The organism is Cloacibacillus evryensis DSM 19522, from assembly GCF_000585335.1.
Classification (GTDB): Bacteria; Synergistota; Synergistia; order Synergistales; family Synergistaceae; genus Cloacibacillus; species Cloacibacillus evryensis.
This window is the reverse complement of record NZ_KK073872.1, coordinates 3,462,441-3,488,464: the sequence shown is the minus strand read 5'-3', so window position 1 is coordinate 3,488,464 and position 26,024 is coordinate 3,462,441. Positions and strand designations below refer to the sequence as shown.

Annotated in this window: 31 protein-coding genes, 1 tRNA gene and 1 other annotated feature; of the genes, 16 read left to right on the top strand and 16 right to left on the bottom strand. The window is 56.2% G+C overall.

Annotation, left to right across the window (positions count from 1 at the left end):
- Positions 1-167 precede the first annotated feature (167 nt).
- Positions 168-893, bottom strand: a complete 726-nt coding sequence (locus CLOEV_RS15535; protein ID WP_051485167.1) for an LmeA family phospholipid-binding protein — start codon at positions 891-893, stop codon at positions 168-170.
- Positions 894-1,181: 288 nt separating this feature from the next.
- Here CLOEV_RS15535 and CLOEV_RS15530 point away from each other — a divergent pair, with 288 nt between their 5' ends.
- The 6 genes from CLOEV_RS15530 to CLOEV_RS15505 all read left to right on the top strand — a co-directional run bounded on the left by CLOEV_RS15530 (position 1,182) and on the right by CLOEV_RS15505 (position 6,166).
- A complete protein-coding gene (locus CLOEV_RS15530; protein WP_008708494.1) occupies positions 1,182-1,715 on the top strand; it encodes a chromate transporter in 534 nt (177 codons plus the stop codon).
- Positions 1,712-2,245, top strand: coding sequence for a chromate transporter (locus CLOEV_RS16315; protein ID WP_051485166.1), 534 nt, complete (start codon positions 1,712-1,714; stop codon positions 2,243-2,245). Before CLOEV_RS15530 ends, CLOEV_RS16315 begins: the two co-directional genes overlap by 4 nt.
- 515 nt (positions 2,246-2,760) lie before the next feature.
- The gene (gene dctP / locus CLOEV_RS15520) at positions 2,761-3,762 is read left to right on the top strand and encodes a TRAP transporter substrate-binding protein DctP (protein ID WP_008708492.1); all 1,002 of its coding nucleotides are present in this window, start codon (positions 2,761-2,763) and stop codon (positions 3,760-3,762) included.
- Between the two features lie 107 nt (positions 3,763-3,869).
- Positions 3,870-4,460, top strand: a complete 591-nt coding sequence (locus CLOEV_RS15515; RefSeq protein ID WP_008708491.1) for a TRAP transporter small permease — start codon at positions 3,870-3,872, stop codon at positions 4,458-4,460.
- On the top strand, positions 4,460-5,776 hold the full coding sequence (locus CLOEV_RS15510; RefSeq protein ID WP_008708490.1) for a TRAP transporter large permease: 1,317 nt from the start codon (positions 4,460-4,462) through the stop codon (positions 5,774-5,776). Before CLOEV_RS15515 ends, CLOEV_RS15510 begins: the two co-directional genes overlap by 1 nt.
- 126 nt (positions 5,777-5,902) lie before the next feature.
- Positions 5,903-6,166 carry a hypothetical protein gene (locus CLOEV_RS15505; protein ID WP_008708489.1) on the top strand — a complete coding sequence of 88 codons (264 nt, stop codon included), beginning with the start codon at positions 5,903-5,905 and terminating at the stop codon, positions 6,164-6,166.
- A gap of 165 nt (positions 6,167-6,331) precedes the next feature.
- Here CLOEV_RS15505 and CLOEV_RS17025 read toward each other — a convergent pair whose 3' ends face one another.
- The 10 genes from CLOEV_RS17025 to CLOEV_RS15460 all read right to left on the bottom strand — a co-directional run bounded on the left by CLOEV_RS17025 (position 6,332) and on the right by CLOEV_RS15460 (position 14,548).
- A complete protein-coding gene (locus tag CLOEV_RS17025; protein ID WP_245591147.1) occupies positions 6,332-6,466 on the bottom strand; it encodes a 4Fe-4S binding protein in 135 nt (44 codons plus the stop codon).
- Between the two features lie 49 nt (positions 6,467-6,515).
- Positions 6,516-7,376, bottom strand: a complete 861-nt coding sequence (locus CLOEV_RS15500) for an RnfABCDGE type electron transport complex subunit B (RefSeq protein WP_034444889.1) — start codon at positions 7,374-7,376, stop codon at positions 6,516-6,518.
- A gap of 14 nt (positions 7,377-7,390) precedes the next feature.
- Complete coding sequence (gene rsxA, locus CLOEV_RS15495; RefSeq protein WP_008708487.1) at positions 7,391-7,969, bottom strand: electron transport complex subunit RsxA; 579 nt, start codon at positions 7,967-7,969, stop codon at positions 7,391-7,393.
- The gene (rsxE, locus tag CLOEV_RS15490; protein WP_051485165.1) at positions 7,969-8,727 is read right to left on the bottom strand and encodes an electron transport complex subunit RsxE; all 759 of its coding nucleotides are present in this window, start codon (positions 8,725-8,727) and stop codon (positions 7,969-7,971) included. Before rsxE ends, rsxA begins: the two co-directional genes overlap by 1 nt.
- Positions 8,727-9,293, bottom strand: coding sequence for an RnfABCDGE type electron transport complex subunit G (locus CLOEV_RS15485; RefSeq protein WP_008708484.1), 567 nt, complete (start codon positions 9,291-9,293; stop codon positions 8,727-8,729). Before CLOEV_RS15485 ends, rsxE begins: the two co-directional genes overlap by 1 nt.
- Entirely contained in the window at positions 9,286-10,215 is a 930-nt protein-coding gene (locus CLOEV_RS15480) for an RnfABCDGE type electron transport complex subunit D (RefSeq protein WP_008708482.1), read from the bottom strand. Before CLOEV_RS15480 ends, CLOEV_RS15485 begins: the two co-directional genes overlap by 8 nt.
- A complete protein-coding gene (gene rsxC, locus CLOEV_RS15475) occupies positions 10,215-11,552 on the bottom strand; it encodes an electron transport complex subunit RsxC (protein ID WP_008708481.1) in 1,338 nt (445 codons plus the stop codon). Before rsxC ends, CLOEV_RS15480 begins: the two co-directional genes overlap by 1 nt.
- A gap of 323 nt (positions 11,553-11,875) precedes the next feature.
- Positions 11,876-12,289, bottom strand: coding sequence for an EamA family transporter (locus CLOEV_RS15470; RefSeq protein ID WP_008708480.1), 414 nt, complete (start codon positions 12,287-12,289; stop codon positions 11,876-11,878).
- 78 nt (positions 12,290-12,367) lie between these two features.
- The gene (locus tag CLOEV_RS15465; RefSeq protein WP_034444886.1) at positions 12,368-14,014 is read right to left on the bottom strand and encodes a carbon starvation CstA family protein; all 1,647 of its coding nucleotides are present in this window, start codon (positions 14,012-14,014) and stop codon (positions 12,368-12,370) included.
- Between the two features lie 123 nt (positions 14,015-14,137).
- Positions 14,138-14,548, bottom strand: a complete 411-nt coding sequence (locus tag CLOEV_RS15460; RefSeq protein WP_008708478.1) for a hypothetical protein — start codon at positions 14,546-14,548, stop codon at positions 14,138-14,140.
- 227 nt (positions 14,549-14,775) lie between these two features.
- On the opposite strand from CLOEV_RS15460, the gene CLOEV_RS17020 reads away from it, so the two are divergent.
- From CLOEV_RS17020 to rplA, 8 genes are all read left to right on the top strand, one after another.
- Positions 14,776-14,964: a hypothetical protein gene (locus tag CLOEV_RS17020; RefSeq protein WP_156938452.1), complete on the top strand. Its 189-nt coding sequence runs from the start codon at positions 14,776-14,778 to the stop codon at positions 14,962-14,964.
- Between the two features lie 105 nt (positions 14,965-15,069).
- The gene (gene tuf, locus CLOEV_RS15455; RefSeq protein WP_034444884.1) at positions 15,070-16,260 is read left to right on the top strand and encodes an elongation factor Tu; all 1,191 of its coding nucleotides are present in this window, start codon (positions 15,070-15,072) and stop codon (positions 16,258-16,260) included.
- Between the two features lie 71 nt (positions 16,261-16,331).
- Positions 16,332-16,481 (top strand): 50S ribosomal protein L33, encoded by a 150-nt coding sequence (gene rpmG / locus CLOEV_RS15450; protein WP_008708473.1) that lies wholly within the window; start codon positions 16,332-16,334, stop codon positions 16,479-16,481.
- A 21-nt stretch (positions 16,482-16,502) separates the two neighbouring features.
- A tRNA-Trp gene (locus CLOEV_RS15445) sits at positions 16,503-16,580 on the top strand.
- 76 nt (positions 16,581-16,656) lie between these two features.
- The gene (gene secE / locus CLOEV_RS15440; protein WP_008708472.1) at positions 16,657-16,839 is read left to right on the top strand and encodes a preprotein translocase subunit SecE; all 183 of its coding nucleotides are present in this window, start codon (positions 16,657-16,659) and stop codon (positions 16,837-16,839) included.
- A gap of 77 nt (positions 16,840-16,916) precedes the next feature.
- Positions 16,917-17,468 carry a transcription termination/antitermination protein NusG gene (gene nusG, locus CLOEV_RS15435; protein WP_008708471.1) on the top strand — a complete coding sequence of 184 codons (552 nt, stop codon included), beginning with the start codon at positions 16,917-16,919 and terminating at the stop codon, positions 17,466-17,468.
- 107 nt (positions 17,469-17,575) lie between these two features.
- On the top strand, positions 17,576-18,001 hold the full coding sequence (gene rplK, locus CLOEV_RS15430; protein ID WP_008708470.1) for a 50S ribosomal protein L11: 426 nt from the start codon (positions 17,576-17,578) through the stop codon (positions 17,999-18,001).
- A gap of 85 nt (positions 18,002-18,086) precedes the next feature.
- Complete coding sequence (gene rplA, locus CLOEV_RS15425) at positions 18,087-18,797, top strand: 50S ribosomal protein L1 (RefSeq protein WP_008708469.1); 711 nt, start codon at positions 18,087-18,089, stop codon at positions 18,795-18,797.
- Positions 18,798-18,887: 90 nt separating this feature from the next.
- On the opposite strand, the gene CLOEV_RS15420 is transcribed toward rplA, so the two are convergent.
- From CLOEV_RS15420 to CLOEV_RS15405, 4 genes are all read right to left on the bottom strand, one after another.
- A complete protein-coding gene (locus CLOEV_RS15420) occupies positions 18,888-19,598 on the bottom strand; it encodes a hypothetical protein (RefSeq protein ID WP_008708468.1) in 711 nt (236 codons plus the stop codon).
- A gap of 35 nt (positions 19,599-19,633) precedes the next feature.
- Positions 19,634-20,425 carry a carbon-nitrogen family hydrolase gene (locus CLOEV_RS15415; RefSeq protein ID WP_034444881.1) on the bottom strand — a complete coding sequence of 264 codons (792 nt, stop codon included), beginning with the start codon at positions 20,423-20,425 and terminating at the stop codon, positions 19,634-19,636.
- A 224-nt stretch (positions 20,426-20,649) separates the two neighbouring features.
- Positions 20,650-23,175: a heavy metal translocating P-type ATPase gene (locus CLOEV_RS15410; protein WP_034444879.1), complete on the bottom strand. Its 2,526-nt coding sequence runs from the start codon at positions 23,173-23,175 to the stop codon at positions 20,650-20,652.
- A 13-nt stretch (positions 23,176-23,188) separates the two neighbouring features.
- Entirely contained in the window at positions 23,189-23,500 is a 312-nt protein-coding gene (locus CLOEV_RS15405) for a metal-sensing transcriptional repressor (protein ID WP_232196826.1), read from the bottom strand.
- Positions 23,501-23,897: 397 nt separating this feature from the next.
- Positions 23,898-24,040: a sequence feature (ribosomal protein L10 leader region), on the top strand.
- A gap of 63 nt (positions 24,041-24,103) precedes the next feature.
- On the opposite strand from CLOEV_RS15405, the gene rplJ reads away from it, so the two are divergent.
- Both rplJ and rplL read left to right on the top strand, forming a co-directional pair.
- Positions 24,104-24,637, top strand: a complete 534-nt coding sequence (gene rplJ, locus CLOEV_RS15400; protein ID WP_034444876.1) for a 50S ribosomal protein L10 — start codon at positions 24,104-24,106, stop codon at positions 24,635-24,637.
- Positions 24,638-24,709: 72 nt separating this feature from the next.
- Positions 24,710-25,093: a 50S ribosomal protein L7/L12 gene (rplL, locus tag CLOEV_RS15395; RefSeq protein ID WP_008708462.1), complete on the top strand. Its 384-nt coding sequence runs from the start codon at positions 24,710-24,712 to the stop codon at positions 25,091-25,093.
- Between the two features lie 86 nt (positions 25,094-25,179).
- Here the strand turns inward: rplL and CLOEV_RS15390 are convergent, their stop codons facing one another.
- Complete coding sequence (locus tag CLOEV_RS15390; protein WP_034444874.1) at positions 25,180-25,854, bottom strand: YoaK family protein; 675 nt, start codon at positions 25,852-25,854, stop codon at positions 25,180-25,182.
- Positions 25,855-26,024: the final 170 nt, after the last annotated feature.

Genomic DNA, 26,024 nt, shown 5'->3' with positions numbered 1-26,024 from the left:
GGCGGTTTTAATAAAAAAAGTCCTTTAAAAACAACTATTTAGCGTGAATGTTGTTAGACCATTACTGACTAACGTAAACAGAAATGTAAAAAAAGAGGCCGTTGATATCAGTAAAAAATCAACAGCCTCTTTTTTTGTCTTTTATGCGGCTAATGTCAGCCTGAATATCAGCGCTTCCATCTCCAAACATTGTCTCCGGCGATTTTTTTCGGCTCTCCGGTCAGCAGAGCCTCGCCGTTTTTCATCGTCATCCTGCTGAAGCTGACGGGAAAGGGTATCTTCGCGAACGGAAGCAGCGGATTGACCCTGCCTATCACCAGTTCGGTGATATTCTCCGGCTGCTTTCTGCCTTCGGCGTAGATAACGGTATCTTCGAGGTAGACCCCGTCCGCCCTCAGCCCTAATTTTCCCTCTGCCCGCAGGTCGAGTTTTATCTTTATTATCATCAGGTCGGTCTCAAATTTCCCCTCGGCGTGATAGCCCCGCGGAAAGAATTTGAAGCGCAGCTCGGAAAATCCTCCGCTGCTCTTTCCCGAGGCGAAATAATCGTTTACGTCGCGTTCGCTCAGCACGATTTCGCCGCGCGACGAGGTTATGCGGCGCGAGAGCGCCGTTCCGTCGCCGCTCAGCACGTCGTCCGGCAGCTCCGCAAGCTCGGCGTCGAGCTTCATCGATTCGATCCTGATCCCGGATATGACGGCGCCGGCGCATTCTATCCACGCCCGCTTCCCGTCGTTCGCGACGGTGACCTCTATGCGTTCCGGCGAGAGCTCTCCGCGGACGAGAGCCCCGATCGCGGCCGCGGCCGCCGCTTCGCGTTCTCCCGCGAAGGAATGCGCCGCCGGTAATACCGTCAGGGCCAGCGCGCAGAGCAGCGCCTTTTTTATCTTCATTCGGACATTGCCTCCTTAAAGCTTTGGTATAGCCATACCTAATGATTTTAAGCCAAAAAATATTTTTATGACAGAGCAAAATATAACAGTGAAAACGCGTCAACAAGAAATAAAACAGATTGCTTTCCTGGAATATTGTCATGAAAAATATAGCGAAATAATTTGTATTTTTTTTGTTTTTGATATATCATCTGATATATCTGAATTACGTTAGAAAATAATTGGTCGTTGTTGGCTTTTTATGGTATTGTATTAGGAAGGCCGTGAAGGCATTTGGGGTTTTGAAATATGAGCTTGCTTGAACTTTTCTTATTCTTTTTTAAAATAAGCGCCGTCACCTTCGGAGGCGGGATCGTCATCCTCGGCATGGTACAGCTTGAGGAAGAAAAGCGCCGTGACATCGCCCCCGAGGTCTTTGCCGATATGGTGAGCCTCGCGGCCTCGATGCCGGGCCCGATCGCCGTCTCCATCGCCTGGCTCATGGGACGTCATTACCGCGGACTTGCAGGCAGCCTCACCGCCGTCGCGGGCGCGATACTGCCGCCCTTTCTGATAATACTCATGCTCTCTCCATTTATAATAAAATATTCGGACGTGCCGGCGGTAATGGGATTCTTTCGCGGCGTCCTCGCCGGGACGAGCGCGATAATCGTCCTTGTGATAATCGATAATGTAAAAAACGCGCTGCTCGGAAAATGGTGGAACCTCGTCCCCTACCTGATGGTGATCTCCCTGATCGGGGTCTTTGACCTGCATCCGCTGCTCATCATGGTCGTGGTCATCGCCATGCAGTTCGTCCACGAAAGGGTGACGGCGAGATGACGAAGATCCTCCAGCTCATATGGGCCTTTATGCAGATCGGCATCACCGCTTTTGGCGGCGGCCTTTCCACGCTGCCGCTGATCGAATATCAGCTCGTTACGAAGAACGGCTGGATGAACGCGGCGGAGTTTAACCAGATGGTCGCCGTCTCGCAGGTCACTCCAGGCCCGATCGCGATCAACGCCGCCACCTTCGCCGGGTATCAGCAGGCCGGCTTCTGGGGATCCGTCGCCTCCACGGTCGCCCTCGTCGCCGCGCCGATCGCGGCGCTCTCCCTGATACTTCTCCTGCTCCAGCGCGTGAGCCCGGATAAGAGCAAAAACTTTAAATTGATGCTTCGCCCGGTCGTCGCCGGACTCCTTACCCTTTCCGTCGTATCGCCGTTTACTTCCACCTTGCACAACGGAGCGACGGCGGTCGCCCTTTTTGCGGCGGGGATCGGCCTTATCAAGTTCAGTAAGTTTTTTAAGGAAAATCCGGCGGCGATGTTAATAATATTCGGAATATTCGGAGGGTTTTTCCTGCGCTGACGTTGATTTTAAAAATAAATTTTAATTTATATTTTCGTAAAAGAACGGGAATAAGGCAGACTGATATATCAGTTTTTAACTGCCAGGCGGCAATTTTATTTTGAACAACGATAAAACCAGCGTAAAAACAGCGACTGTCCGTAAATTTGATGTAATTTGATAAAAGGCTGGTTATAAGCATTTTTAGCACATTGACAGAAAAATAAAGGCAAAAAATACCGGTTTTGTTAATGCCACATTGTTGCAAGTAACCAAAATTACATTTTATGATGCGTGGCGCTGACGAAGTTTTCGGTACGGCAGAGCATTGTGTAAAAAAGATTGACTAAATAAGATGTTTGTTGTAATTTATTTCTCAGCAACTGCATTTTTTTTACTAGTTTACACATTGCAAATATTACGCAGAGAAGGAGGGACGTTTTCAAGGGCTACGTTGTAATGTAAGCGCTTTTTCTTTTGCAGCAAAAAACTAAACGGAGTCTCAAAAAGGTTCGATTCTGAAGGGAGAGTTTTTCGTGAAGAAATTTGCACTTATGCTTGCAGTAATGTTCCTGTTCGCAGCGATAGCCGGCCCAGCAACTGCCGCGCCGATAGTTTTCCGCTTCGCGGGCCAGTCGCCGCCGGACCACATGGCGACGAAGACGATGGAGCAGATGGCGAAGGAGATCAAGGACGGCACGAAAGGCCGCGTTGAGGTAAAGGTATATCCGGCAAGCCAGCTGGGGAACTATTCCCTCGTTATGGAAGAGATGATCCGCGGTACCGTAGACATGGCCTGCATGTCGGTCGCTACGGATTTCGATCCGCGCCTTGAGATAATCTACACCAACGGATTCGTCACCGGCTACGAATCGGCTAAAAAAGCGCTAGTTCCGGGAGCATGGCTCCCCAATAAACTGAATGAGTTCACCTCGGCGCTCGGAGTCCACCTCATCGGCTCATACGTCGAGGGCTTCATCGGCATCGGTTCCACGAAGGCCGTTAAAGATCCTCTCAATCCCAAGGTCGACAAGGGCGTTCTTACCCGCGTTCCGAACATGGTCGTCTACACGCTCGGCGCGAAGGCGATGGGCTACCGCCCGATCACCATTCCCTATCCCGACGTCTATCAGTCAATGCAGACCGGCGTCTGCGACGCGGTCGACGGTTACCCGACGGCCGCCGCCTACACGATCCTCGGCGACGTCCTGAAGCACTGGTACGCGACAAACTACTCGATGGAATACCTTGCCTACATGGTCAGCGACAAATCATGGAAGAAGCTCACCCCCGAAGACCAGAAGGTTTTCCTCGACGTAGCCAAGAAGTACACGCTGAAGTCGATAGACAACGCGAAGGCGGAAGACGACAAGTATATGGCCCTTATGGAAAAGAAGGGCATCAAGGTCTACAGGTACACGGAAGCTCAGCTTAAGCCGATCAAAGAAGCCTGCGTCTCTACCTGGGAAGAGGTCGGCAAGGCCGGCACCGGTGTGGAGCTCATGAAGGAGTTCAAGCAGCATCTCGGTAATCTCTAGTTGTAACATCAGGCATCTAACAGCGATGCTTAACATGTTTTAACTGAAAAAGCCTGAGGGGGTTCTTCCCCCTCGGGGTTTTTCAGTTTCTGAAAGGAGTACCACAAATGTCAATTGATGAAATAAAGGTCGAACAGACGGTACCGTCCGACCTCGAAGAGGTTCAGTCAACTGTCAGGAAGCCAAAATGCTTCTTCGACAAAGTCACCGTCAGCTTCTATTCAATCATCTGTTTTGTAATGTCGATACTTCTCACGGTAATCATCAGCGCCGCCACGATAATGCGCTACATCTTTGAGATGGACCTCTACGGTTATGAAGAGTGGATCAAAATATTCGCGTTCTGGCTTTACTTTATGGGCGCCGGATATGGAGCCTTCGCCGGCACCCATGTCTCCGCCGACCTTGTTCAGTCCTATGTGAAAGATGGATTTGTCAAGAGAGCCCTCATCTTTGCGAAGACGGTGATAACGCTCGGCGTCACCCTTCTTTTCACAAAGTATGGCTGGGACTACCTTATCTTCGGATTCCTCGGCCCCTTGGGCACCGGCGTCGCGCTTCCGCGCACCGTCGCCTGGCGCATCCCCCTCTGGACGGCCTATCTGTCGATCTTCATTGGCCTTGCCTCCATGTCCTACTACTTTATGTGGGATATGATCAGAGCAGGAAAGGTACTTTTCTCCGGAGGTAAAAAGTAATGATTTATGTAGCACTTATAATACTCATTTCAGCGCTCGTCATTGGCGTCCCCGTTCCCGTAAGCTTCATGGCCTCCTGCGCCTGGCTCATCTTCTTCGGCGGACCCAATATGGAAGGCTACCAGGCGACTCAGCTGCTGCCTTACGGCTTCACGCAGATGAACTCCGTCTCGCTCATCGCGATCGCGATGTTCATCCTCGCGGGCGGCATTATGGAACGCGGGCGCATCGCGGAGAAGCTCATTGACATGGTCGATGTCTTCGTCGGCCATATCAAGGGCGGCCTGGGGATCGTCGGCACCGTCTCCTGCGCGGTTTTCGGCTCCATCTGCGGCGCCGCCTGCGCCACCCTTTCCTGCATCGGCGCGATCATGTTCCCGCGTTTCAAGCAGGGAGGCTATCCGATGGGACACGCCTGCGCGCTGATGGCCAACGCCTCGCTGCTCGGCCTGCTCATCCCGCCCAACGCCACGCTCATCATCTTCGCCTGGATCAGCGGGATTTCCGTCCTTGCCTGCTTCCTCTCGACGATCGGACCGGGAATAGTGACCACGATACTGCTCTCCGTCATCAACGTCTGGATGCTGCGCGACAACAAGCAGGTCTTCGTCACCACGAAGCGCACCGGCGCCGAGCGTTGGAAGATGTTCCGTGAACGCGGCCGTCTCGCCATCCCGGCCCTCTTTATGCCGGTCATGGTCCTCGGAGGCATCTACGGCGGCGTTATGACGACGACAGAGGCCTCCGCCCTCGCCGTCCTCTACTGCATACCGATCGGGCTTTTCGTCTATAAGGGACTGAACTGGAAGAGCCTTTACCTGATCGTGGTGGAATGCGCCATTACCACCGGCGTCATCATGGTCATGCTCTACTCTGTCTCGATGCTCTCGCGGCTCTACATCCTTGAGGACCTTCCCGGAAAGGTGCTATACCTGTTCTACTCGATCTCAACGAATAAATGGGTCATCATGTTCATGATCAATATCTTCCTCGTTCTTATGGGAATGCTGATGGACGATATCAGCGTCGTCGTCCTGACCACGCCGATCCTGCTCCCGATCATCATGGAACTTGGCATAAATCCCGTCCACTACGCGGCGGTCGTCGGCGTCAACACGGCCCTAGGATGCATCACGCCTCCCGCGGCTCCCGTCCTTTACCTCAGCGGACGCGTCGGTGGCGCCTCTATCAACGAGATAATGAAACCGGCCCTCACCTTTATGGCTCTCTGCTGGATACCGGTGCTTCTCGTTACCGCCTACATCCCGAAGCTCGTCCTCTTCCTGCCGCACTTCATCCTTGGAGTTCCCTGGTAGGAGACCCGATCAGATTCTGAACGACAGAAAAAGCTGCCGGCTAAAATTTGCCGGCGGCTTTTTTTATCGATGCCGAACGGCTATAATATCCATTATTAGAGAAAAGATAAAAGGGCGGAAATAAAAATGTTTTACAGAGATCTCTTTGCGTCATTGTGTTTTATATTTTTTGGCATAGCGCTCGCCACCCATCATCCCTATTTTTACTTCGGGGCGATGATGTGCGGCTGTCTCTCGACGACGGCGAAGAAAAAGATGTGGGAAAACCCAACTTGGTCCGACGCGATCTATGACCGGGTCGAAGGCTGGCTGGACGGTAAGGTTGAAGGGCCCAGGACAGAGTTTAAAGACGACGAGGATATAAAACCTCTACCGCCGCTGGATAAATAAAAGACCCTGCCGGGCGGAGAAAGACAGGCGAACAATCGACAGCAAGGGACCGGTCGCGAAGAGCAGCCGGTCCCTTTTAAATTGCTGTAAAAAGCTGGGCGGTGTTTAGACGGCAAATCTTTGATTTGCGTGATCGAACTTAGTCCTCGCGCCGCGTTTAAACGATCACTGTACCGGAGCCGCCTCCGCCGTTGCTTCGCCGGCTGGTTTCTGCGCCGGAGCCGGTCTTGGCGGCCTGGCGTCGGTTATTGCCTTTACCGGGCATTTCTGAGCGCAAAGGCCGCATAAGTGAGATAGCAAATCTTTGATTTGCGTGATCGAACTTAGTCCTCGCGCCGCGTTTAAACGATCACTGTAGCGGAGCCGCTTCCGCCGTTGCTTCGCCGGCTGGTTTCTGCGCCGGAGCCGGTCTTGGCGGCCTGGCGTCGGTTATCGCCTTTACCGGGCATTTCTGAGTACAAAGACCACAATTCACGCACTTCGCCGGGGCGATCACCGCGAGGCTGCCCTTCATCTCGATCGCCTCTTTCGGACAGGCTTTGACGCAGAGGGTGCAGCCGATGCAGCCGACAGAGCAGACCTTCTTAACGAAGGGGCCCTTGAGCGGATTGCCGCAGGCGACCTGTATCTTTGATTTCCTGGGAATGAGGGCGATCACGCCGCGCGGGCATTCTTCGGCGCAGGCGCCGCAGCCGACGCATCTTTCACGGTCTACGACGGCGAGTCCGTCGACGATCTTTATCGCGCCGAAGGCGCAGACCTTCTCGCAGGTGCCGAAGCCCATGCAGCCGTAAGCGCATGACGACGGCCCCCTGCCGGGGACGACGGCGGCTTCGCGGCAGTCGTGCGCGCCCTGGTAGACGCAGTCTTTGACCGTTTTGTCGAAGGAGCCCCGGCACTTTACAAAGGCGACCATCGGCTCGGCGGCCTCCGCGGAAACACCCAGTATCTCCGCGATACTGGCCGAGACTTCGGGGCTCGCCGCCACACATTTGTTGGGCTTTGCCGCGCCCGAAACGCAGGCCTCCGCGTAGCCGTCGCAGCCCGGGAAGCCGCAGCCGCCGCAGTTGGCTCCCGGCAGCAGCGCGCGGATGTCCGTCTGACGCTGGTCCACTTCGACGTGGAATTTCTGCGAGGCAAAGGCGAGCATACACCCGAAGATGACGCCCAGCCCTCCCATTACGATCGTTGGGTAGATTATTCCGTCCATTTCAAGCGCCTCCCCTATTTAATGAGCCCGGCGAAGCCCATGAAGGCTATCGACATGAGCCCGGCCGTGATGAGCGTGATCGGCAGTCCGCGCAGGCAGCGCGGCATCCCCGCGCTCGTCTCGATACGTTCGCGTATTCCGGCCATGAGGACGATCGCGAGCAGGAAGCCCGCCGATGCGCCGAATGCGTTGATGATCGATTCGATCAGCGTGTATTTCTCGTTCATGTTGATGACCGCGACGCCGAGGACGGCGCAGTTCGTCGTTATGAGCGGGAGGTAGATCCCGAGCGATTTATAAAGGCCGGGCATCACCTTTTTGAGCACTATTTCGACAAACTGCACGAGGGCGGCGATTATCAGAATGAACGCCAGCGTGTAGAGGTATTCCAGGCCGAGCGGAACGAGGATCAGCGTGTAGGCGAGCCACGTCATTATCGCGGCGAAAGTCGTTACGAATACTACGGCGATCCCCATTCCCTTCGCCGTCTCAAGTTGGCTGGATACCCCGAGGAAAGGGCAGCAGCCGAGAAAACGCGCGAGCAGGATGTTGTTTACCAGGACCGAACTGATAAAGAGAGCCAGGAGCGACATTATTTACCAGCCTCCCTTGCTGCGGTTTTGTCTTCTTCCGCCTGTTTCGCGCAGACGGAATCGGGGCTCCCGCCGCCGCAGATCCCCTTAAGCGCGCAGCCGCCGCAGGCGTCGAGCTGGTGCCAGCCGTCGAAGGCCGACAGCGCGCCGTTTTCCTTTTCTTCTTTCTTCATCTGCCGGTTACGGAAGAGCGCCATCAATATGCCGAGCGTGATGAATCCGCCGGGGGCGAGTATCGTGAGCAGCGTCGGCTGGTAGAAGGAAGAGGAGAGTATCGTGTGTCCCAGTATCGTGCCGTTGCCGATCAGCTCGCGTATCGCGCCGATCAGGACGAGCGCGCAGGTAAAACCGAGCCCCATGCCGATCCCGTCGAAGAGCGAGGCGACGACGCCGTTCTTGAAGGCGAAGGCCTCGGCGCGGGCGAGGATTATGCAGTTGACGACGATGAGAGGGATGAATATCCCCAGCGCCTTGTCGAGCGCCGGCGCGTATCCCGCGATCAGCAGCTGTACTACGGTGACGAAGCCCGCTATGACGACGATGAAGGCCGGGATGCGGATCTCATCGGGGATGAATTTGCGCAGCGCCGCGACCGCGACGTTCGACCCCATGAGAACCGCCGTCGCGGCGAGCCCCATGCCGATGGCGTTTACCACGCTCGTGGTGACGGCGATCGTGGGGCACATCCCGAGGACGAGGACGAAGGTCGGGTTCTCGGTAAGTATCCCATTTTTGATCAGTTTAAGAGGATTTGCCATTATTTGTCTCCGCCTCCCAGATTGTTTTTCCAGTATGAGACCGCCGCATTCACGCCTGTGACCACGGCGCTCGAAGATATCGTGGCGCCGGATATGGCCTGTATCTGGGCGTCATTCTCCGGCGGCGTCTTGGTGACGGCGAGCTCCTGCGCCTTTCTGTCGCGGAACTGTCCCGCGAAGGGTTCGTCGGCGGCCTTCGCGCCGAGTCCCGGCGTCTCGCTGGAGGTAAGGATCTTGATATCCTTTACCAGCCCGTCATTGGAGATGCCGACGACGAACTCGATGGGGCCGCCGTATCCCTTAGGCGTCACAGTGAAGTTGTAGCCGACGACGCTGCCGCCGTCGCTTCCCTCAAATATCTCTTTGATTATTCCCGCGTCGCCCTTGATCTCTATCGCCTTAAAATCTTTCGCTCCCGGCAGGGTGGCGGAAAGCGCCTCGTTCTTGGCCTTCTCCTGAGACCTGCGGATCGGCTCCAGCGTCACCGTATGCACGGCGCCGAGGATGAGGCCTGTGACCGCGGTTATGACAAAGAGGACTAACCCGAGTTTTACGATCTTACCCATGCTTTTTCACCTCTCCGAATATGCGTGGCTTTGTGGCGCGGTCGATGAGCGGCACCGTCAGGTTCATGATCAGTATCGAGTAGGATACGCCCTCCGGATAGCCGCCCCAGGTGCGTATCAGCGCCGTGAGGAGGCCGCAGCCGGCGGCGAAGATCATCTGCCCGCGCAGCGTGATGGGGGTGGTCGTATAGTCGGTGGCCATGAAAATGGCGCCGAGGAAGAGGCCGCCCGTCAGTATTTCGTAATATGGGGGCACCGGCCTGCCGAAGAGCGCGCATAACGCGGCCACGACAGCCACATAGATCACCGGCACATGCCACTTGATGATATCCTTATAAAGGAGTATCGCGAAGCCGATGAGCAGCGCAAGCGCCGATGTCTCACCGATACAGCCTCCGACGCTGCCGAGGAAGACGTCCCGCAGGCCCGGCAGGTTGTCCAGCGTTCCGGCCTTTATCATTGCCAGCGGCGTCGCGCCGGAGACGCCGTCGAGCGTCCAGGTGGTCATCGGCACGGGCCAGCTCGTGAGCATCATCGCGCGTCCCGCGAGCGCGGGGTTGACGATGTTGCAGCCTAAGCCGCCGAAGAACTGCTTGACGACGATGATCGCGAAGAGGCTGCCTAAGACCGCCATCCAGAAGGGAATGGTCGGCGGCAGGTTGTAGGCCAGCAGCAGCCCCGTGACCGCCGCGGAAAGGTCTCCGACCGTGACCGTCCTCTTCGTGCACCGCTCCCAGAGGTATTCAAAGGCGACGCAGGAGACGACGCAGACCGCCATCACCGCCGCGGCGCGGAGGCCGAAGAAGTAAACGCCGGCGATCCCGGCGGGGGCGAGCGCGGCCAGCACCCAGCCCATTATCGTCCTGGTGTCGAGCGGAGAGTGTATATGTGGTGAGCTTGAAACAACAAGTAGACGTTCCATTATTTTGCAGCCGCCTTTCTGCGCATCGCCATCACCGAGGCTTTGCCGTCGCGGCAGCCCTGGGTGAGCGGACGGTTCGCGGGGCACATGTAGGTGCAGCTCCCGCACTCTATGCAGTTCATGCCGCCCTCTTCCTCAAAGCGCGTGTAGAGGCGTTCGAGCACGAGCGGCTCAAGAACGTTCGGCACGAGGCCCATCGGGCAGGCCGTGACGCAGCGTCCGCAGCGAAGGCAGGGGGTGATCGGTTTCAGCATCGCCGACTTCGCGGTGAGGGCGAGGATGCCCGAGGTCCCCTTCACCACCGGCACGTCGATGGAGCGCATCGAAATACCCATCATCGGGCCGCCGGAGAGGATCTTCACAGGCTGTTCCTTGAAGCCGCCGCAGAAGTCGACCAACTCGCGCACCGAGGTGCCGAGCGGGACTTCGATATTCCTGGGATGAGCCACGGCGTCCCCGGTGACGGTGACGATCCGTTTCGTCGCCGGTATCCCCTCGGCGACGGCCATGTATATCTGGTAAATGGTGCGGACGTTGAGGATGATGCAGCCGACGTCGGCCGGAAGGGCGGTCATCACATACTCCTGCCCGGTGAGCGCCTCGATCAGCATCTTTTCCGCGCCCTGCGGATATTTTACGGTCAGCGGCCGGACGGAGATCTTATCCGCGGAGAGCTTCGTCAGCGCTTCGTCCATCCTGGCGACCGCCGCGGGCTTGTTGTTCTCGATCGCGATCACGCCCTGGGCGTCGGGGAAGAGGCGCATTACGAGCTGAAGCCCCTTTACCACCCTTTCCGTCTCTTCCAGCATCAGGCGGTTGTCGCAGTTGAGGTAGGGCTCGCATTCGACTCCGTTGACGATGAGCCATTTTATCTTCTTGTCGGGAGGGGGGGAGAGCTTGACGGCCGTCGGGAAGGTCGCGCCGCCGAAGCCGACGATGCCGGCCTCGCGGATCCGCTTGACATATTCCTTCGGATCGGCGCTCTCATAATTTTCCATAGGCTTCCATTCGGGAGCCATTTCGTAAAGACCGTCATTTTCCACGACGACGCAGTTCTCGAGCATGCCCGGCGTCGTCATTCTCATCGTGACATCCTTTACCGTTCCGGAAACGCTTGAAAGGATCGGCGCGGAGACGAAGGCGTCGTTGTTGCCGATGCGGGAGCCGACGAGGACCTTATCTCCCTTAGCGACGACGGGCGAACAGGGCGCGCCGATATTCTGCGCCATCGGAAAGACAAGCTCTCCCTGCGGAAGATAGGGCTCGATCCCTTCGTTTACGGTCAGATCTTTGTTCTGAGGCGGATGGATGCCGCCCCAGAAGGTTGGAAGCCTCATAAAATCGTTCCTCCTTTATATGCGGTAAAAAAATTTCAGCAAAGTCATTCTCAAAGAATAACACAACAGAAATCCAAAGCAATATTTTATCATTTATGGCGAAAAACAAAAGTATTTTTTGTAAGGAAAGGTTAGGGTTTCACAAATAAAGAAAAGAAAAAATCAGAGCTGAAAGGACAAAGCTCCGATTTTTTATACGGTAAAAAGAGAAATTTTATAATTTTTCCCAAATAATACTCAATTTCGCATAAGATTTTCGCCGTGAGGGAGGGAATATGAAATATTTAGATACTTACCGGCCCGGGACGGCCGCGGGCGGCTCCCTAAAAGATCAAAACAAAGGTCCCCAACGTGATCAGCGCGCCGCCGACAAGCGCCTTTGTCGTGACCGCCTCGTGCAGAAAGATAAAGGCCATGACGATGCCGAGGACGACGCTGAACTTGTCCGCCGGAATCACCTTCGAGGCCTCGCCGATCTGCAGTGCGCGGAAGTAAAAGAGCCACGACGCTCCCGTGGCCAGCCCGGACAGAACGAGAAAGAGCCAGCTCTTGCGGCTGATGTCGCCGATCTGGCCGCCGCTCCCGGTCATAAAGACGACGAGCCAGGCCATTACCACGACCACCACGGTGCGCACCGCCGTCGCGAGATTGGAATTCACGCCTTCGATACCGATCTTCGCAAGGATAGAAGTAAGCGCCGCGAAGAACGCCGAACATAACGCATATATTGCCCACACTTTTTACCGCCTCCTGATATTAAAGGGCCCGCCCCGCGGCAGGCCCTTTACTTTTAGTTTTTCCGCACCTGGGAGCGCCTACTTTACAAACTCGCCCTTCTTCTCCCTGTTGAGCGCCGAGACGCCCTCTTTCGTCATAAGGAGCGCGAGAACGAGCAGCAGCACGCTGATCCCGGCGAGGATGTAATTCGGATGGGCGCTCGTCAGCGTTCCCTTTATCTCCACCACGAGGCCGGCCATGCTTGTAAAGAGCATGAACCAGAAGGGGATAAGCAGGAAGGTCGCCTTCTTCTTGAGGCCGCGGATGATCCACATCGCGATGCCGAGAATGGCGAGCGCCGCTACGAGCTGGTTGGAGGCGCCGAAGACCGGCCAGATGACCGCCCAGGCGGGAACGGGGTTTCCGTCGGGGCCCGTCGTTTTGACGTAGACGAGCACGAGCGCGATCACGACGGCGATGATCGTCGCCGCGTACTTGTTGACCTTGTAGTCCGTCAGCTCCTGTATCTGGTAACGCGCAAGGCGCGTCGCGGTATCGAGCGAGGTCAGCAGGAAGCCGTTGATGGCGATGGCGCCGAGGCGTGTCCCGAGGATGGGGTCGATGCCGAGGATCGTGCAGAACTGGCCGAAGCCGGCCGCGAAGGTGCCGACGGGGCCACCCTTCTGTATTCCGCCCGCGACCATCAGCGTGCCGAGCGCGATGACGGCGACAAGGCCTTCAAGGAGCATCGCCCCGTAGCCGACGGGAAGCGCGTCCGCCTCATGGGCGAGCTGCTTCGATGTCGTGCCCGAGCCGACGAGCGAATGGAAGCCGGAGATGGCGCCGCAGGCGACGATGACGAACATCATCGGCCAGAGGTTGGCCTTGCCGAGCCCGAACCATTTGATGTCTTTGGCGATCATCGGGATGCTGCCGCTGTCCATCGAGGCGCCGAAGATCATTCCCAGCGCGCCGATCGCCACCGCGAAATAGAGGAAGTAAGAGGCGAGGTAGTCGCGCGGCTGGAGCAGCAGCCATACGGGAAGCACCGAGGCGGCGAGGATGTAGACGGCGAGGAAGATGTTCCACTGATCGGCGTTGTGAGTGAAGACCGCCGCGACAAAGGGCCAGTCTCCGCCCCAGATCGTGCAGACGGCGATGATGGCGAGCATCACAAGCGTTACAAACTTAAGGTTCATGTTGAAACGATAGATGAGGAGCCCTGAAATGACCGCGAGCAGGATGTACATGCAGCTTACGAACGCGACCACCGGGTCCGTCACGAAGGTCGCCGTCGTCAGGACGAGGAAGACCGCCACGACGAGGAAGAGCGAGAGGATCGTGAATACGAGGAAAAGCATCTTCCCCTTATGGCCGATCCAACGGTCGATGACCTCGCCGACAGACTTGCCCTCGTGGCGCATCGAAGCGACGACGGCGCCGAAATCATGGGGACCGCCGAGGAATATCGAGCCGAATATGCACCAGAGGATCGTGGGCAGCCAGCCGAACATCGAAGCGGCGGTTATCGGGCCGACGATCGGACCGGCGCCGGCGATGGACGAAAAGTGGTGTCCGAGGACGACCGCGGGATGCGTGGGGCAGTAGTCCATGCCGTCGTTCATCTGCTCGGCCGGGGTGATATTTTTGTTGCTGATCCCATAAAGGTTTGCCATGAACCTCCCGTAGAATATGTAGCCGAGTATCAACAATAAAGCGGATACTGCGAACATTATGAAGAACATAAGTTCCACCTCCAAAAAGATTTTTGTTGTCTATAAAACAGCGGACGCCATTGTCCGGCTATTTTTCTCTCAATAAAAACGCAGAACAGGCTGGAGCGTTCCCGCCGCCGTGCCCGGCGTCCTTCAGCCGCGCACCCTTTTCATCGCCGCATTCACAAGGAACGCCGTGTCCTGGACGGCCTTCGGGATATCGTCTCCCGGCGTGAAAAAGTGCAGCTCCACAAAGCCGCGGAAGCCGAACATCAGGGAGCTTTTCTTCATACGATAGCCGCCGCCCCCGCGCAGAAAGAGGAAACGCTGAAGCAGCAGGTCGCTTTCGGACTTTGCCTCTTTCCTGAGCCGATCCGCGTCGCTCTCCTCATATTTCCATATAATATAGTCGTCGGCGTAATAACGGGCGACCTCGCCGAGCAGCCCTGATTTTACCATCGAAACCCTTCTGTAAAGCCCCTCCGCCGTACCGCTCCTCCAGGGTTCAAACCGCCACTCCTCCCAGATATCGGAGGCGGCGGCCAAAAACGAAAAATCCGTCATGCGACACACATCCTGACAAGGATATAAAAACACTTAGACATCGTGAATTATCATACATTAACAATTTTTGAATGGCAAACTTAAAAAATGTCAATGATTTTTTTGTTCCTTTTATAAATATTAAAAAAATTCCTCAAATACCAAATTTATAAAAAGTGATATATCAGACAGGCCTATTTAATAACAGATCAAGCCGCTCCTTTATAGAAATTTTAAATGTTACAATAATGAAACACATGATAGGTACGGAACAAAAATACAGTACGCCGGGTTTTGCCGGTATGGTTTACGGCAGCCGCAGTGAAAGCGCCGAAATTTACGCTGTCGGCGGATATACAGGCGTCTGCCCTGAAATTTGGGCGCAAAGTGTTGCAATTGAAAGGATTGTACGCTATAATCCCATTACATATCTTTGAAGAGATCCGGCTCTGATTCCCGGGTCTCTTTTGATGTGGGAATATGAATACGAGCTCCAATGGGGCATAAGTAACGTAGAACCAAATACAGGGAGGATTTTCAGTATGGCAAAAGAGAAATTCGTACGCAACAAACCGCATCTCAACATCGGTACGATCGGTCACATAGACCACGGCAAGACGACGCTGACGGCGGCGATCACCAAGACGCTGGCGCGCCACGGCGGAGCTGACTTCACGCCCTTCGACATGATCGACAAAGCGCCGGAAGAGAGAGAGCGCGGAATCACCATCAACATCTCGCACGTTGAATACGAGACGCCCACGCGCCACTACGCCCACATCGACTGCCCGGGTCACGCCGACTACATCAAGAACATGATCACCGGAGCCGCGCAGATGGACGGAGCGATCCTCGTCGTATCCGCCGCCGACGGCCCGATGCCGCAGACCCGTGAGCACGTGCTGCTTGCGCGCCAGGTCAACGTTCCTGCGCTCGTAGTATTTATGAACAAGTGCGACATGGTAGACGACCCCGAACTCCTCGACCTCGTCGAAATGGAGATCCGCGACCTCCTCAACAAATACGAGTTCCCCGGAGACGACATCCCCATCGTTCGCGGCAGCGCGCTGAAAGCGCTTGAGAGCGACGAAGACAACGACTGGACCAAGGGGATCATGGACCTGATGCAGGCGTGCGACGACTACATCCCGGCGCCTGAGCGCGAAGTGGACTTCCCCTTCCTTATGCCGATCGAAGACGTCTTCACCATCACGGGCCGCGGCACAGTCGTAACGGGCCGTGTGGAAAAAGGTATAATCCGCCCCGGCGACGAAGTAGAAATCGTAGGTATCAAAGACACGCACAAGACGGTGGCGACGAGCCTTGAAATGTTCCGCAAGATCCTGGACGACGCGGAAGCGGGAGACAACGTAGGCATCCTCCTTCGCGGCGTAGGCAAAGACGACGTGGAACGCGGTCAGGTCCTCGCGAAGCCGGGCAGCATCAAGCCGCATACGCACTTCAAAGGCGAAGTGTACGTCCTCAAGAAGGAAGAGGGAGGCCGTCACACGCCGTTCTTCAGCGGCTACAAGCCCCAGTTCTACTTCCGTACGACGGACATCACCGGCGAGATCAAACTTGCCGAGGGAGTGGAAATGGTAATGCCTGGAGACAGCAGCACATTTGAAGTCAAACTCATCGCGCCGATAGCGATGCAGGAAGGACTTCGTTTCGCAGTACGCGAAGGCGGCCGCACGGTCGGCGCCGGCGTCGTCACTGAGATCATAGCGTAAATAAGGTGTAAGCGGGGCGGCTTGAAAGCGGCCGCCCCTTTCAAATTAATATTTGTCTGGAGTGAATAGGAATGGCTGACATCATCGGTCTTCAGTGCACGGAGTGCAAACGCCGCAACTATGTTACGCTTGTTAACAAGAAAAAGGCGACCAAAAAGCTGGAGAAGAAAAAATATTGCAAGTTCTGCGACAAGCACACCTTGCACAAAGAATGCAAATAGTGTAGAATATCCTCTGCATGCAGGTCTGTAGCTCGAACTGGTTAGAGCACCGCACTCCAAATGCGGGGGTTGAGGGTTCGAATCCTTCCAGGCCTGCCATTTTTATTCTCTGAAAACGGTCAGGAAGCAACAAGGCAATTTATACTAAAGTCGATAAATGAGGAGGTCGGGGTTAATGGAGAAAGTCCTCGACTACATCCGGGAATCTAGAGCTGAGCTTAAAAAGGTAACGTGGCCCACAAAACAGCAGTTATGGTATTCTACCATCATTGTCATCGTGGTATCGGCCATCGCCTCAGCCTATCTCGGGCTGGTAGATTTGATTCTAACTGGAATATTCTCTAAGATTATCCAGTAGTTGCGTATGTTCGGATATTATTGGATGTATCTCGACTGTAATCTGGAGGTGGAGGGGACTCAGGTCCTCTTTTAAGCATGAGCGAATTATTTGGAAATACACAGGAACGCCGCTGGTACATAGTACAGACCTACTCAGGGTATGAGAATAAGGTCAAGGCAAACCTCGATCAGCGCATAGCGACCATGGGCATGGAAGATAGGATTTTCCGTGTCCTTGTTCCCGTTGAGGAAAAGGTGACCATAAAAGATGGAAAGACCAAACGCGTAAAAAGGAAGGTCTTTCCGAGCTATGTCCTTGTCGAAATGATACTTGAAGATCAGTCCTGGTATGTCGTTCGCCACACTCCCGGAGTAACGGGTTTTGTCGGTTCGGGGAACCACCCCATCCCTCTTTCGCCCAAAGAGGCTGAAGATATAATGCAGAAGCTCGGCAAAGAGGCCAAGCCGAAGGTAGAGGTGGACTTCAAAGTCGGCGACATGATACAGATGAAGACTGGACCGTTTGCCGGATGCAGCGGCCCCGTCGTCGATGTCGACGCGGACAAGGCAAAGATAAAATTCCGGATTACGGCCTTCGGCAGAGAGACAGATGTGGAGGCGGACTACAGCGACCTCGAAAAGATATAGAGGCCGCGCCGTCTTTCGCGACGATCTTCCGCATCACGCACATTGAAAACAGAATAACAGCCTCCCCCATGGCGGGAGAGGCTTTAACCTAAGGAGGAAACATCAACATGGCTAAGAAGGTAATTGGGGAGCTCAAACTTCAGCTTCCCGCAGGAAAAGCCACACCGGCACCGCCGGTCGGCCCGGCGCTCGGTCAGCGCGGAATCAACATCATGGAATTCGTCAAGGCGTTCAACGCCAAGACCGCCGATCAGGTCGGCATGATAATTCCAGTTGTCATCACGGTATATGCGGACCGCAGCTTTTCGTTCGTACTCAAGACCCCGCCCGCAAGCATCCTTATCAAGAAGGCCGCCGGCAAGGAAAAGGGTTCGGCCGTCCCCAACAAGGACAAGGTCGGCAAGCTGACGAAGAAGCAGGTGCAGGATATCGCGGCTCTTAAGATGCCCGATCTCAACGCCAACGACATCGAAGCGGCAATGAAGATGATCGAAGGCACCGCGCGTTCAATGGGTATCGAAATAGTTCGCTAATTCGATCTTTTAATCCTGAAAGACGATTTCAGGAGTGGGAGGATGTCGTCAGGACATCCGACATTACCACGAGGAGGAAAACACAATGGCAAAAAAAGGAAAACGTTACAAGGCGCTGCTCGAAAAAGTTGATCTTACAAAGCAGTACTCCCTTTCAGAGGCAGTAGCGCTCGCAAAGGAATGCGCGACCGCGAAATTTGATGAAAGCCTCGAACTCCATATTCGTCTGGGCGTTGATCCCCGTCATGCAGACCAGCAGGTACGCAGCACAATAGTCCTTCCCTTCGGAACCGGCCACACAAAGAAAGTCGCAGTGCTGGCGCTCGGTGACAAGCAGAAGGAAGCTCAGGATGCAGGCGCGGACATCGTCGGCGGCGAAGATCTGGTTGCAGAGATCCAGAACGGCAGACTTGATTTCGATGCAGTAATCGCCACACCGGATATAATGAAGTCGGCGGGACGCCTCGGTAAAGTCCTCGGACCCCGCGGCCTTATGCCGAGCGCTAAGACCAATACCGTTACATTCGATGTTGCCGATGCTATCAAAGAGATCAAAGCGGGCCGTGTCGAGTTCCGCGTTGACAAAACAGCTATCACCCATAATGCTGTAGGAAGAGCTTCGTTCCCCCTAGAGAACCTCATGGGCAACGTTAAGACGCTCCTCCGCGCAATCATCAAAGCCCGTCCCGCTGCGGTCAAGGGCACATATATAAAGGGCATCACCGTCTCCTCGACGATGGGCGTGGGCCTTCATGTAGACCCGCTCCAGGCACAGAAAGAGGTAGCGGCGGAGTAACCCCCTTACCGTTCTAAAGGCTAAAACATAAGCGGCCCGTTCATTGACTGAACGGGCCGCTTTTTATATCTTCAGCCGGTCGGATTTGAGCTATTTCACCGGGATTCGCTTTGCGGCGTTTTCAATGATGTTCTGTATATGCTTCGTTATCGAGGGAGCGTCGGTGAAGAGGTCCGCGCCGGTGTTGGCCTCCACGGCCTCGCCGTAGATGAGGCTGTTGTCCTTCGCCGAGCGCAGCTCCACCTTTACCGCGCCCCGCGTGAAGCTTTCGTTCCACGGTTCCTTGTATTCCTGATAGGGGACGCGCACGCGCTCGCGCTCCCAGCGGTTGTTGCGCCAGACCGGCTCGTCGACATATCTGTACTTCGTCACATACTCGCCGGGATGTTTGATCACGCCGACGCCGCATTTGGTGACTGTGCAGGTGAGGATCGCGTCGACCTGGTCAGCGGCGAGTACGAGCGCCTTCTCCGCCATCTGCTGCGGCGCCATCGGCTCGGCCGGCTGGCCGCTGACGAAGGCGGCCCGTTCGACGACATCCTTGGGGCTCTTCATGAGGTAGGGGAAACGCTCCTGTTTTTTCAGGGTCTGCTCCTGCCACTTCTGTTCAGCGGCCTCTTTAAGGAAAGGCTCCGACTGCGGGATCGAGACGTCGTAAGTCACAGGCAGCACGAGTACGGTCTTGATCGTCGATAGGTCATAGTTGTTGTTCCTGAATTCGGTCACATCCGGTTTTGCAAACGCCGCAGAGGCTAATGCCAGCAAAAGTACGGAGACGGCCAGAGCGATTGTTTTCTTCACAGTGAAAACCTCCCGGTTGATTAAATACGAAAATATTATAGCCGATAAAGTTCGGGGCGGCGCATTTCAAAGGCCCGAATGAAATCCCTCGCCTCGCCGGATTCGCGTGGTTCGATAGTGACGAAAGCGCCCTCACAGCCCTCGCCTCCCTCGTAAAGAATCTTGCCCCAGGGGTCGATCACCGCCGATCGTCCGCCGAAACTGTCGGAAGGCGTGGTCCCCACCCGGTTGCAGGCGGCGACGAACATCATATTTTCAATCGCCCGCGCCCGCAGCAATGTCCGCCAGTGCTCTATTCTCGGCGACGGCCATTCGGCGGAGATCAGGCAGAGCTGCGCGCCGGCAAGGGCTCCCATGCGCAGCCACTCGCAGAAGCGCAGGTCATAGCAGATCGCGCAGCTGACCTTGACGCCGCCGATCTCAAAGAGTCCCGGCGCGGATCCGGCGCGCAGATACTTTTCCTCGTTCATCATCGGCACGAGATGGGCCTTGTCATAGTGCGCGACGTATTCGCCGCGCGGATCGACGACGAGCGCGCGGTTTACCGCCCCCTCTTCCGTCGTCGCGAGCACTGAGCCGCCGGCGAACCAGACGTTGTACCGCCGCGCGAGTCCGCCTAAGAATCCCGCCGCCTGCGCCGCGTCGTGGTCCCCGTACTTCTCCGCCTCGTCGATGACATAACCGACGTCGAAGATTTCCGGCAGCACGATCACCGTCTCGACCTCGGAGGGAGTATGGTATCTTGCCATCCATTCCGTAACGGTCCGAAAATTTGCCGTTCGCTCTCCGAGCTTTACATCTATCTGCGCAATCCCTACCCTTAGCATCTCTTTAGCTCTCCTCCCGTCCTTTTTATCTTTACTCTCTGCCGATAATTATCGCATATAGCCGGCGATGATTTCCGGCACAGGTTCAAATTAGCGCGCAGGTTTCGCTGGCGTCGGCCGGGTAAAATAAAGAAATCCGATCTCAGGCGATGCCCGCGCAAAGGAATAAGCAGGGAGTGACAGCGACCGGCGCGCCACTCCCTGCTTATTCTATATAAACGCCGCTAACAGATCGATATCACCTTATAATCCCTCTCCTCGACCGCCTTTTTCAAGACGTCGTCCTCTGTTTCGGCCTTCAGCGTCACCACGGCGGTACCGGCGGTGTGGTCCACCTTCGCCGCCTCCACCTGAGGCAGCGACTCCAGCGCTTTCTTCACCGCGGCCTCGCAGTGGCCGCACATCATTCCTTCGATCTTCATTGTCTTTTCCATCGTCGTTCGCTCCTTTGTGTTTTTATTTTTATAGTCCGTCCTGATCTTTTTATCCCTGCCGGCGTCGTACATTTTGAAGAAATTGAGGCGCAGGGCGTTTGTGACGACGCAGAAGCTCGAGAGGCTCATCGCCGCCGCGCCGAACATCGGATTCAGCTTCCAGCCGAACAGGGAGATGAAAACTCCCGCCGCGAGCGGGATGCCGACGATGTTGTAGATGAAGGCCCAGAAGAGGTTTTCGTGGATATTCCGCAATGTGGCGCGGCTCAGGCGGATCGCCGCCGGCACGTCGGCTAAGCGGCTCTTCATGAGGACGATGTCCGCCGCGTCTATCGCGACGTCGGTTCCCGCGCCGATGGCGATGCCGATGTCGGCGCGCGTCAGCGCGGGGGCGTCGTTGATGCCGTCTCCCACCATGGCGACCGTGCCCTTCTCCTTCAAACGACGTATCGCGTTTTCCTTGCCGTCCGGCAGTACGCCGGCTATCACCTCGTCGACGCCGGCCTCTCTGCCGACGGCCCGCGCGGTGCGTTCGTTGTCGCCCGTGAGCATCACCACGCGGATGCCCATGTTTTTCAGCTCGCCGATCGCCTTCGCGCTGTCCTCTTTGATGGCGTCGGCAACGGCGATGATGCCGGCGACCGCTCCGTCCATGCTGAAGAAGAGCGGTGTCTTGCCCTCCTCCGCGAGCCTCTCTGAGCGTATCTTCATCTCTTCGGGGACCTCTGACCGGCCGCTGATGAATTTATAACTGCCGCCCCTTAATTCGCGGCCCTGCCGGAGAGCGGTCAGGCCGTTGCCCGGAAGCGCCTGGAACCCTTCGACCTCTTCCGGCTGCATCCCCCGCTCCTTCGCTCGCCGTAAAACAGCCCTCGCCAGCGGGTGCTCGCTCTTTTGCTCCAGAGCGCAGGCGAGGCGCAGCAGCTCGTCTTCGCCTGTCCCCGGCGCGGGAACGATATCCGTCACCCTCGGTTCGCCGGAGGTGATGGTGCCGGTCTTGTCAAGCGCCGCAATCTGTACCTTGCCCGCCGCTTCGAGGGAGAGGGCGTTTTTGAACAGGATCCCGTTTTTCGCGCCCATGCCGCTGCCGACCATGATCGCCACCGGCGTCGCGAGCCCCAGCGCGCAGGGGCAGCTTATTACGAGGACGGAGATGCCGCGCGCTAGGGCGAAGCCGAGAGATTCGCCCGCGAGCAGCCAGACGGCGGTCGTCGCGATGGAGATAAGGATGACGACCGGCACGAAGACGCCGGATACCCTGTCCGCGATTTTGGCGATCGGAGCCTTGGTGGCCGCCGCGTCGCTTACCATCCGGATTATCTGCGACAGCGTCGTATCTTCGCCGACCCTCGTCGCCTCGCAGCGAATGAAGCCCGACTGGTTCAGCGTCGCCGCGGAGACCTGGTCGCCTGCGCTCTTATCCGCGGGAATGCTTTCCCCCGTAAGCGCGGATTCATTGACGGCGCTGTTACCCTCGAGCACGACGCCGTCGACGGGGATGTTCTCGCCGGGACGCACGACGAAGATATCGCCCTTTCTGACCTCCTCGATGGGAACCGTCTTCTCCTCGCCGTTGTTCACGACGACCGCTCTTTTAGGGGCCAGCTTCATCAGCCCCTTGAGCGCGTCGGTCGTCCGCCCCTTGGAGCGGGCCTCGAGCATTTTGCCTACGGTGATCAGCGCGAGGATCATCGCCGCGGATTCAAAATAAAACTCATGCATATAGGCCGCGACTCCCGCGGCGTCGCCTAAAAGCTGCCTCTGCGTCATCGCGAAGAGCGCGAAGGTGCTGTATACGAAAGCCGCCGCCGAGCCGAGCGCCACAAGCGTGTCCATATTAGGCGCGCGGCGCAGGAGGCTTTGGAAGCCGCTGATAAAAAATTTCTGATTTATGACCATCACGGCGACGGCCAGCAGCAGCTGTATCAGCCCCATGGCAATGTGATTGCCGGCAAAGAAGGCCGGCAGCGGCCAGTTCCACATCATATGCCCCATGGAGAAATACATGAGAACGGCGAGGAAGGCCAAAGAGGCGGCCAGACGCCGTTTCAGTACCGGCGTCTCCCGGTCCCGCAGCGCGTCGGCCGCGCCGTCCGCGGGCGCGCCGCTATTTTTCGCGCCCTTGGGGGCCGCGCCGTATCCGGCGTTTCGGACGGCGGCGACGATCTCCGCGTCGGAGGCCGTGCCCTCCACCCCCAGAGAGTTGGTCAGCAGGCTCACGGAGCAGGAGGTCACCCCCGGCGCCTTCGCCACCGCCTTTTCCACGCGGGCGGCGCAGGCCGCGCAGCTCATCCCCGTTACCGTATATTGTTTCATCTGTGCGCCTCCTTTATTTCATCAACTTCTGCAGGGCGGCGACCAGCTCGTCGATGACCTCGTCCTTGCCGGCCCGGATATCCCTCGCCACGCAATTGCGGATGTGGCTGGCCAGCAGATCTTTATTGAAAGCGTTGACCGCCGCCGTCACCGCCGCGGACTGTGTCAAGATGTCCGTACAATAAACGCTTTTTTCTACCATGCCGCGGATGCCGCGGATCTGCCCCTCGATGCGGTTGAGGCGATGGATCAGTTTTTTGCGCTCCTCTTCGGTGCGCTCGGTCATTTTCTCATGGCAGCCGCAAATTTCTTCTTCTTTCATCATCCGTTCCCCTTTTTAAAAATACCCCTACCGGGTATTTATGTTATATACCCCTATTGGGTATATGTCAAGAGCTTTTGCAATCAACAATGAATAACACGGCATAACAGGGCAGGCGCATAAACAGGCCAACGGAGAGTGATTTGGCGTTTATAAACGATTACGGGGAAAGATAAATAGCGGTTTAGCGCCCTTCCGTCGCTCCGGCCTCCGAGCCGGAGCCTAGAGTCGTTGGTTTTTGTTTTACAATCGATGTTGGAACAAACCTGAAGCCACTGGATGCCGGGTCAAGCCCGGCATGACAGGATAAATCCCAGTTTACCATTTGCCTGACCTTTCTTGATGCGTTTCGCCCTGATAAAAACGATGAGACCTTTTGACAAAATAGTACACAAGAGATATAATCCACTAGCTATGACTCAAGACAGCAGGCGCACTTGTGCTTAATTTCCTGCCGAGGTCTCGCGAAGGATAATTCTGTATATATGACAGTTATTATGGCTTCCGGACTTGCTTGGGTTCGGAGGCCATTTTTATGGCGGCTCTATGAGGCCCTAAAGACGGCATTCCGAATAACAACTCAATCATCAGGAGGTGAAATCGAAAATGCCGACACAAGCAAAACGTGAAAATATCGACATGCTGGCAGAGGCTCTCAAAAGGAGCGACGCCGTATTCATCACCGAATACCGCGGACTGACAGTAAAGAAGATAAGCGCGGTGCGTAAACTCATCCGTCAGGCCGGCGGTGAGATGAAGGTCTGCAAAAACACCCTCATGCGCATAGCCCTCAAGGAATGCGACATGGTCCAGGCTTCCGAGATCGACTTCGGTCCCAACGGCTACGTCCTCTCCTACGGCGACGCGGCGGCGGTCGCCAAGGCGATACGCGACTTCTCCAAGGAGAAGGGCAACGAGGCTCTCGTCATCAAAGGCGCGATCCTCGGCGGACAGCAGCTCCTCAGCAAGGAACAGGTCTTCGCTCTCGCGGACCTTCCCTCAAAAGAGACGCTCATCGCCCAGGTCGTGGGTACCATCGCGGCTCCGCTTCGCGGACTCGTTACCGTGCTCTCCGGCCCCCAGAGGAATTTTGTCACCGTCCTCGAAAGGATCAAGGAGCAGAAAGAATCAGCAGCATAGCACCACCGGCGGCAGAGGCCGCCTAGCAGCGTAAAAAATTTAAACTACGAAAAATTTTAGGAGGAAACAACAATGACACGTGAAGAACTTATCCAGGCTATCAGCGAAATGTCAGTACTCGAGCTTTCAGAGCTCGTTAAGGAACTCGAAGAGAAGTTCGGCGTCTCCGCCGCCGCTCCCGCGATGATGATGCCCATGGGCGGCATGCCCGCCGCCGGCGCCGCCGCCCCCGCAGAGGAAGAGAAGACCGAGTTTGACGTAGTCCTCCTCGAGCATGGCGCAAACAAGATCGGCGTCATCAAGGTCGTCCGCGAGATCACCGGCCTTGGACTCAAGGAAGCCAAGGAAATGGTAGACGGCGCCCCCAAGACAGTCAAGGAAGCCGCCGCGAAGGAAGAGGCCGAAGAGATGAAGAAGAAGCTCGAAGAGGCCGGCGCGAAGGTCGAACTGAAGTAAGACCTTTTAAACCAGAACAAAACGAAGCGCACCCTTTGCGGGGTGCGCTTTTTCTTTCTTTCCTGTCCGCCACGCCTGGATTTCGTTCAGGCCCTGGGCGACGCCGGGGTTTTCGCCATGATGATCGCCGCGGTGAGCAGCAGCGCCGCGGCGAAGAGGACCGCCCGGAGGTGGAATAATTTGGACGCCAACGCGCCGGCGCCGGCGCCCGCCGTAAAGAGGGCGATCACGAGAAAATAACGGCCGCTGTTCTCCAGCGCCGCGCGGTCGCGGTTTTTGTGATAATTATAAAGGTGCTCGGTGGCGCTGCGCAGATTCCCCGTACACATCGTCGTGGCGAAGGGGTTGCCCTTGACCTTTCTGAAGCTCTCCACCTGCAGCGAGCAGACGAAGGAGATGAGGGCGTTCACAGCGGTATTGCAGGACTGCGGCATAAAGGCGGCCGCTACGAGCACGGCAAACTCGATCAGGACGACGATCTGCCGCCAGTGCAGGGCGGTATTTTCGCGAAAGCGGCTCTTTATCATCTCCGCGATGATGATACCGACGAAAAAGGCGAAGACCGGCACCAGGTAATCCTTTGCCCCAATGAAATTTCCCTCGAACAGATTTATCCCGAAGAGGACGATGTTGCCGGTCTGCGCGTTTGCGAATACCCGCCCCCGCGTCACAAACGTGTAGGCGTCGAGAAAGCCCCCGGCGAGCGCGAGCAGCAGCGCCACCCGCATCGAATCGGACATCTGCCTTATCTTTTCCGCCATCGCCCCTGCCCCCTCTTTTGAATAATGTCTTTGTATAAGGATATCATACTTCAAGTACGTATATGGAGAAGCCGTATCAATACGTTTCTCCCGCCGGAAGAATTTATATATTAACGAATGGCCGTATCTTCTATTTATCCGCTTCAGGAAGAAATTCACCCGCTGAACTT

Excerpts from the sequence above, each read along its gene's own strand:
- CLOEV_RS15535 (WP_051485167.1), bottom strand. The coding sequence starts at position 893 with ATGAAGATAAAAAAGGCGCTGCTCTGCGCGCTGGCCCTGACGGTATTA.
- CLOEV_RS15530 (WP_008708494.1), top strand. The coding sequence starts at position 1,182 with ATGAGCTTGCTTGAACTTTTCTTATTCTTTTTTAAAATAAGCGCCGTC.
- CLOEV_RS16315 (WP_051485166.1), top strand. The coding sequence starts at position 1,712 with ATGACGAAGATCCTCCAGCTCATATGGGCCTTTATGCAGATCGGCATC.
- CLOEV_RS15515 (WP_008708491.1), top strand. The coding sequence starts at position 3,870 with ATGTCAATTGATGAAATAAAGGTCGAACAGACGGTACCGTCCGACCTC.
- CLOEV_RS15510 (WP_008708490.1), top strand. The coding sequence starts at position 4,460 with ATGATTTATGTAGCACTTATAATACTCATTTCAGCGCTCGTCATTGGC.
- CLOEV_RS15505 (WP_008708489.1), top strand. The coding sequence starts at position 5,903 with ATGTTTTACAGAGATCTCTTTGCGTCATTGTGTTTTATATTTTTTGGC.
- CLOEV_RS15500 (WP_034444889.1), bottom strand. The coding sequence starts at position 7,376 with ATGGACGGAATAATCTACCCAACGATCGTAATGGGAGGGCTGGGCGTC.
- rsxA (WP_008708487.1), bottom strand. The coding sequence starts at position 7,969 with ATGTCGCTCCTGGCTCTCTTTATCAGTTCGGTCCTGGTAAACAACATC.
- rsxE (WP_051485165.1), bottom strand. The coding sequence starts at position 8,727 with ATGGCAAATCCTCTTAAACTGATCAAAAATGGGATACTTACCGAGAAC.
- CLOEV_RS15485 (WP_008708484.1), bottom strand. The coding sequence starts at position 9,293 with ATGGGTAAGATCGTAAAACTCGGGTTAGTCCTCTTTGTCATAACCGCG.
- CLOEV_RS15480 (WP_008708482.1), bottom strand. The coding sequence starts at position 10,215 with ATGGAACGTCTACTTGTTGTTTCAAGCTCACCACATATACACTCTCCG.
- rsxC (WP_008708481.1), bottom strand. The coding sequence starts at position 11,552 with ATGAGGCTTCCAACCTTCTGGGGCGGCATCCATCCGCCTCAGAACAAA.
- CLOEV_RS15465 (WP_034444886.1), bottom strand. The coding sequence starts at position 14,014 with ATGTTCTTCATAATGTTCGCAGTATCCGCTTTATTGTTGATACTCGGC.
- CLOEV_RS15460 (WP_008708478.1), bottom strand. The coding sequence starts at position 14,548 with ATGACGGATTTTTCGTTTTTGGCCGCCGCCTCCGATATCTGGGAGGAG.
- CLOEV_RS17020 (WP_156938452.1), top strand. The coding sequence starts at position 14,776 with ATGAAACACATGATAGGTACGGAACAAAAATACAGTACGCCGGGTTTT.
- tuf (WP_034444884.1), top strand. The coding sequence starts at position 15,070 with ATGGCAAAAGAGAAATTCGTACGCAACAAACCGCATCTCAACATCGGT.
- rpmG (WP_008708473.1), top strand. The coding sequence starts at position 16,332 with ATGGCTGACATCATCGGTCTTCAGTGCACGGAGTGCAAACGCCGCAAC.
- secE (WP_008708472.1), top strand. The coding sequence starts at position 16,657 with ATGGAGAAAGTCCTCGACTACATCCGGGAATCTAGAGCTGAGCTTAAA.
- nusG (WP_008708471.1), top strand. The coding sequence starts at position 16,917 with ATGAGCGAATTATTTGGAAATACACAGGAACGCCGCTGGTACATAGTA.
- rplK (WP_008708470.1), top strand. The coding sequence starts at position 17,576 with ATGGCTAAGAAGGTAATTGGGGAGCTCAAACTTCAGCTTCCCGCAGGA.
- rplA (WP_008708469.1), top strand. The coding sequence starts at position 18,087 with ATGGCAAAAAAAGGAAAACGTTACAAGGCGCTGCTCGAAAAAGTTGAT.
- CLOEV_RS15415 (WP_034444881.1), bottom strand. The coding sequence starts at position 20,425 with ATGCTAAGGGTAGGGATTGCGCAGATAGATGTAAAGCTCGGAGAGCGA.
- CLOEV_RS15410 (WP_034444879.1), bottom strand. The coding sequence starts at position 23,175 with ATGAAACAATATACGGTAACGGGGATGAGCTGCGCGGCCTGCGCCGCC.
- CLOEV_RS15405 (WP_232196826.1), bottom strand. The coding sequence starts at position 23,500 with ATGATGAAAGAAGAAGAAATTTGCGGCTGCCATGAGAAAATGACCGAG.
- rplJ (WP_034444876.1), top strand. The coding sequence starts at position 24,104 with ATGCCGACACAAGCAAAACGTGAAAATATCGACATGCTGGCAGAGGCT.
- rplL (WP_008708462.1), top strand. The coding sequence starts at position 24,710 with ATGACACGTGAAGAACTTATCCAGGCTATCAGCGAAATGTCAGTACTC.
- CLOEV_RS15390 (WP_034444874.1), bottom strand. The coding sequence starts at position 25,854 with ATGGCGGAAAAGATAAGGCAGATGTCCGATTCGATGCGGGTGGCGCTG.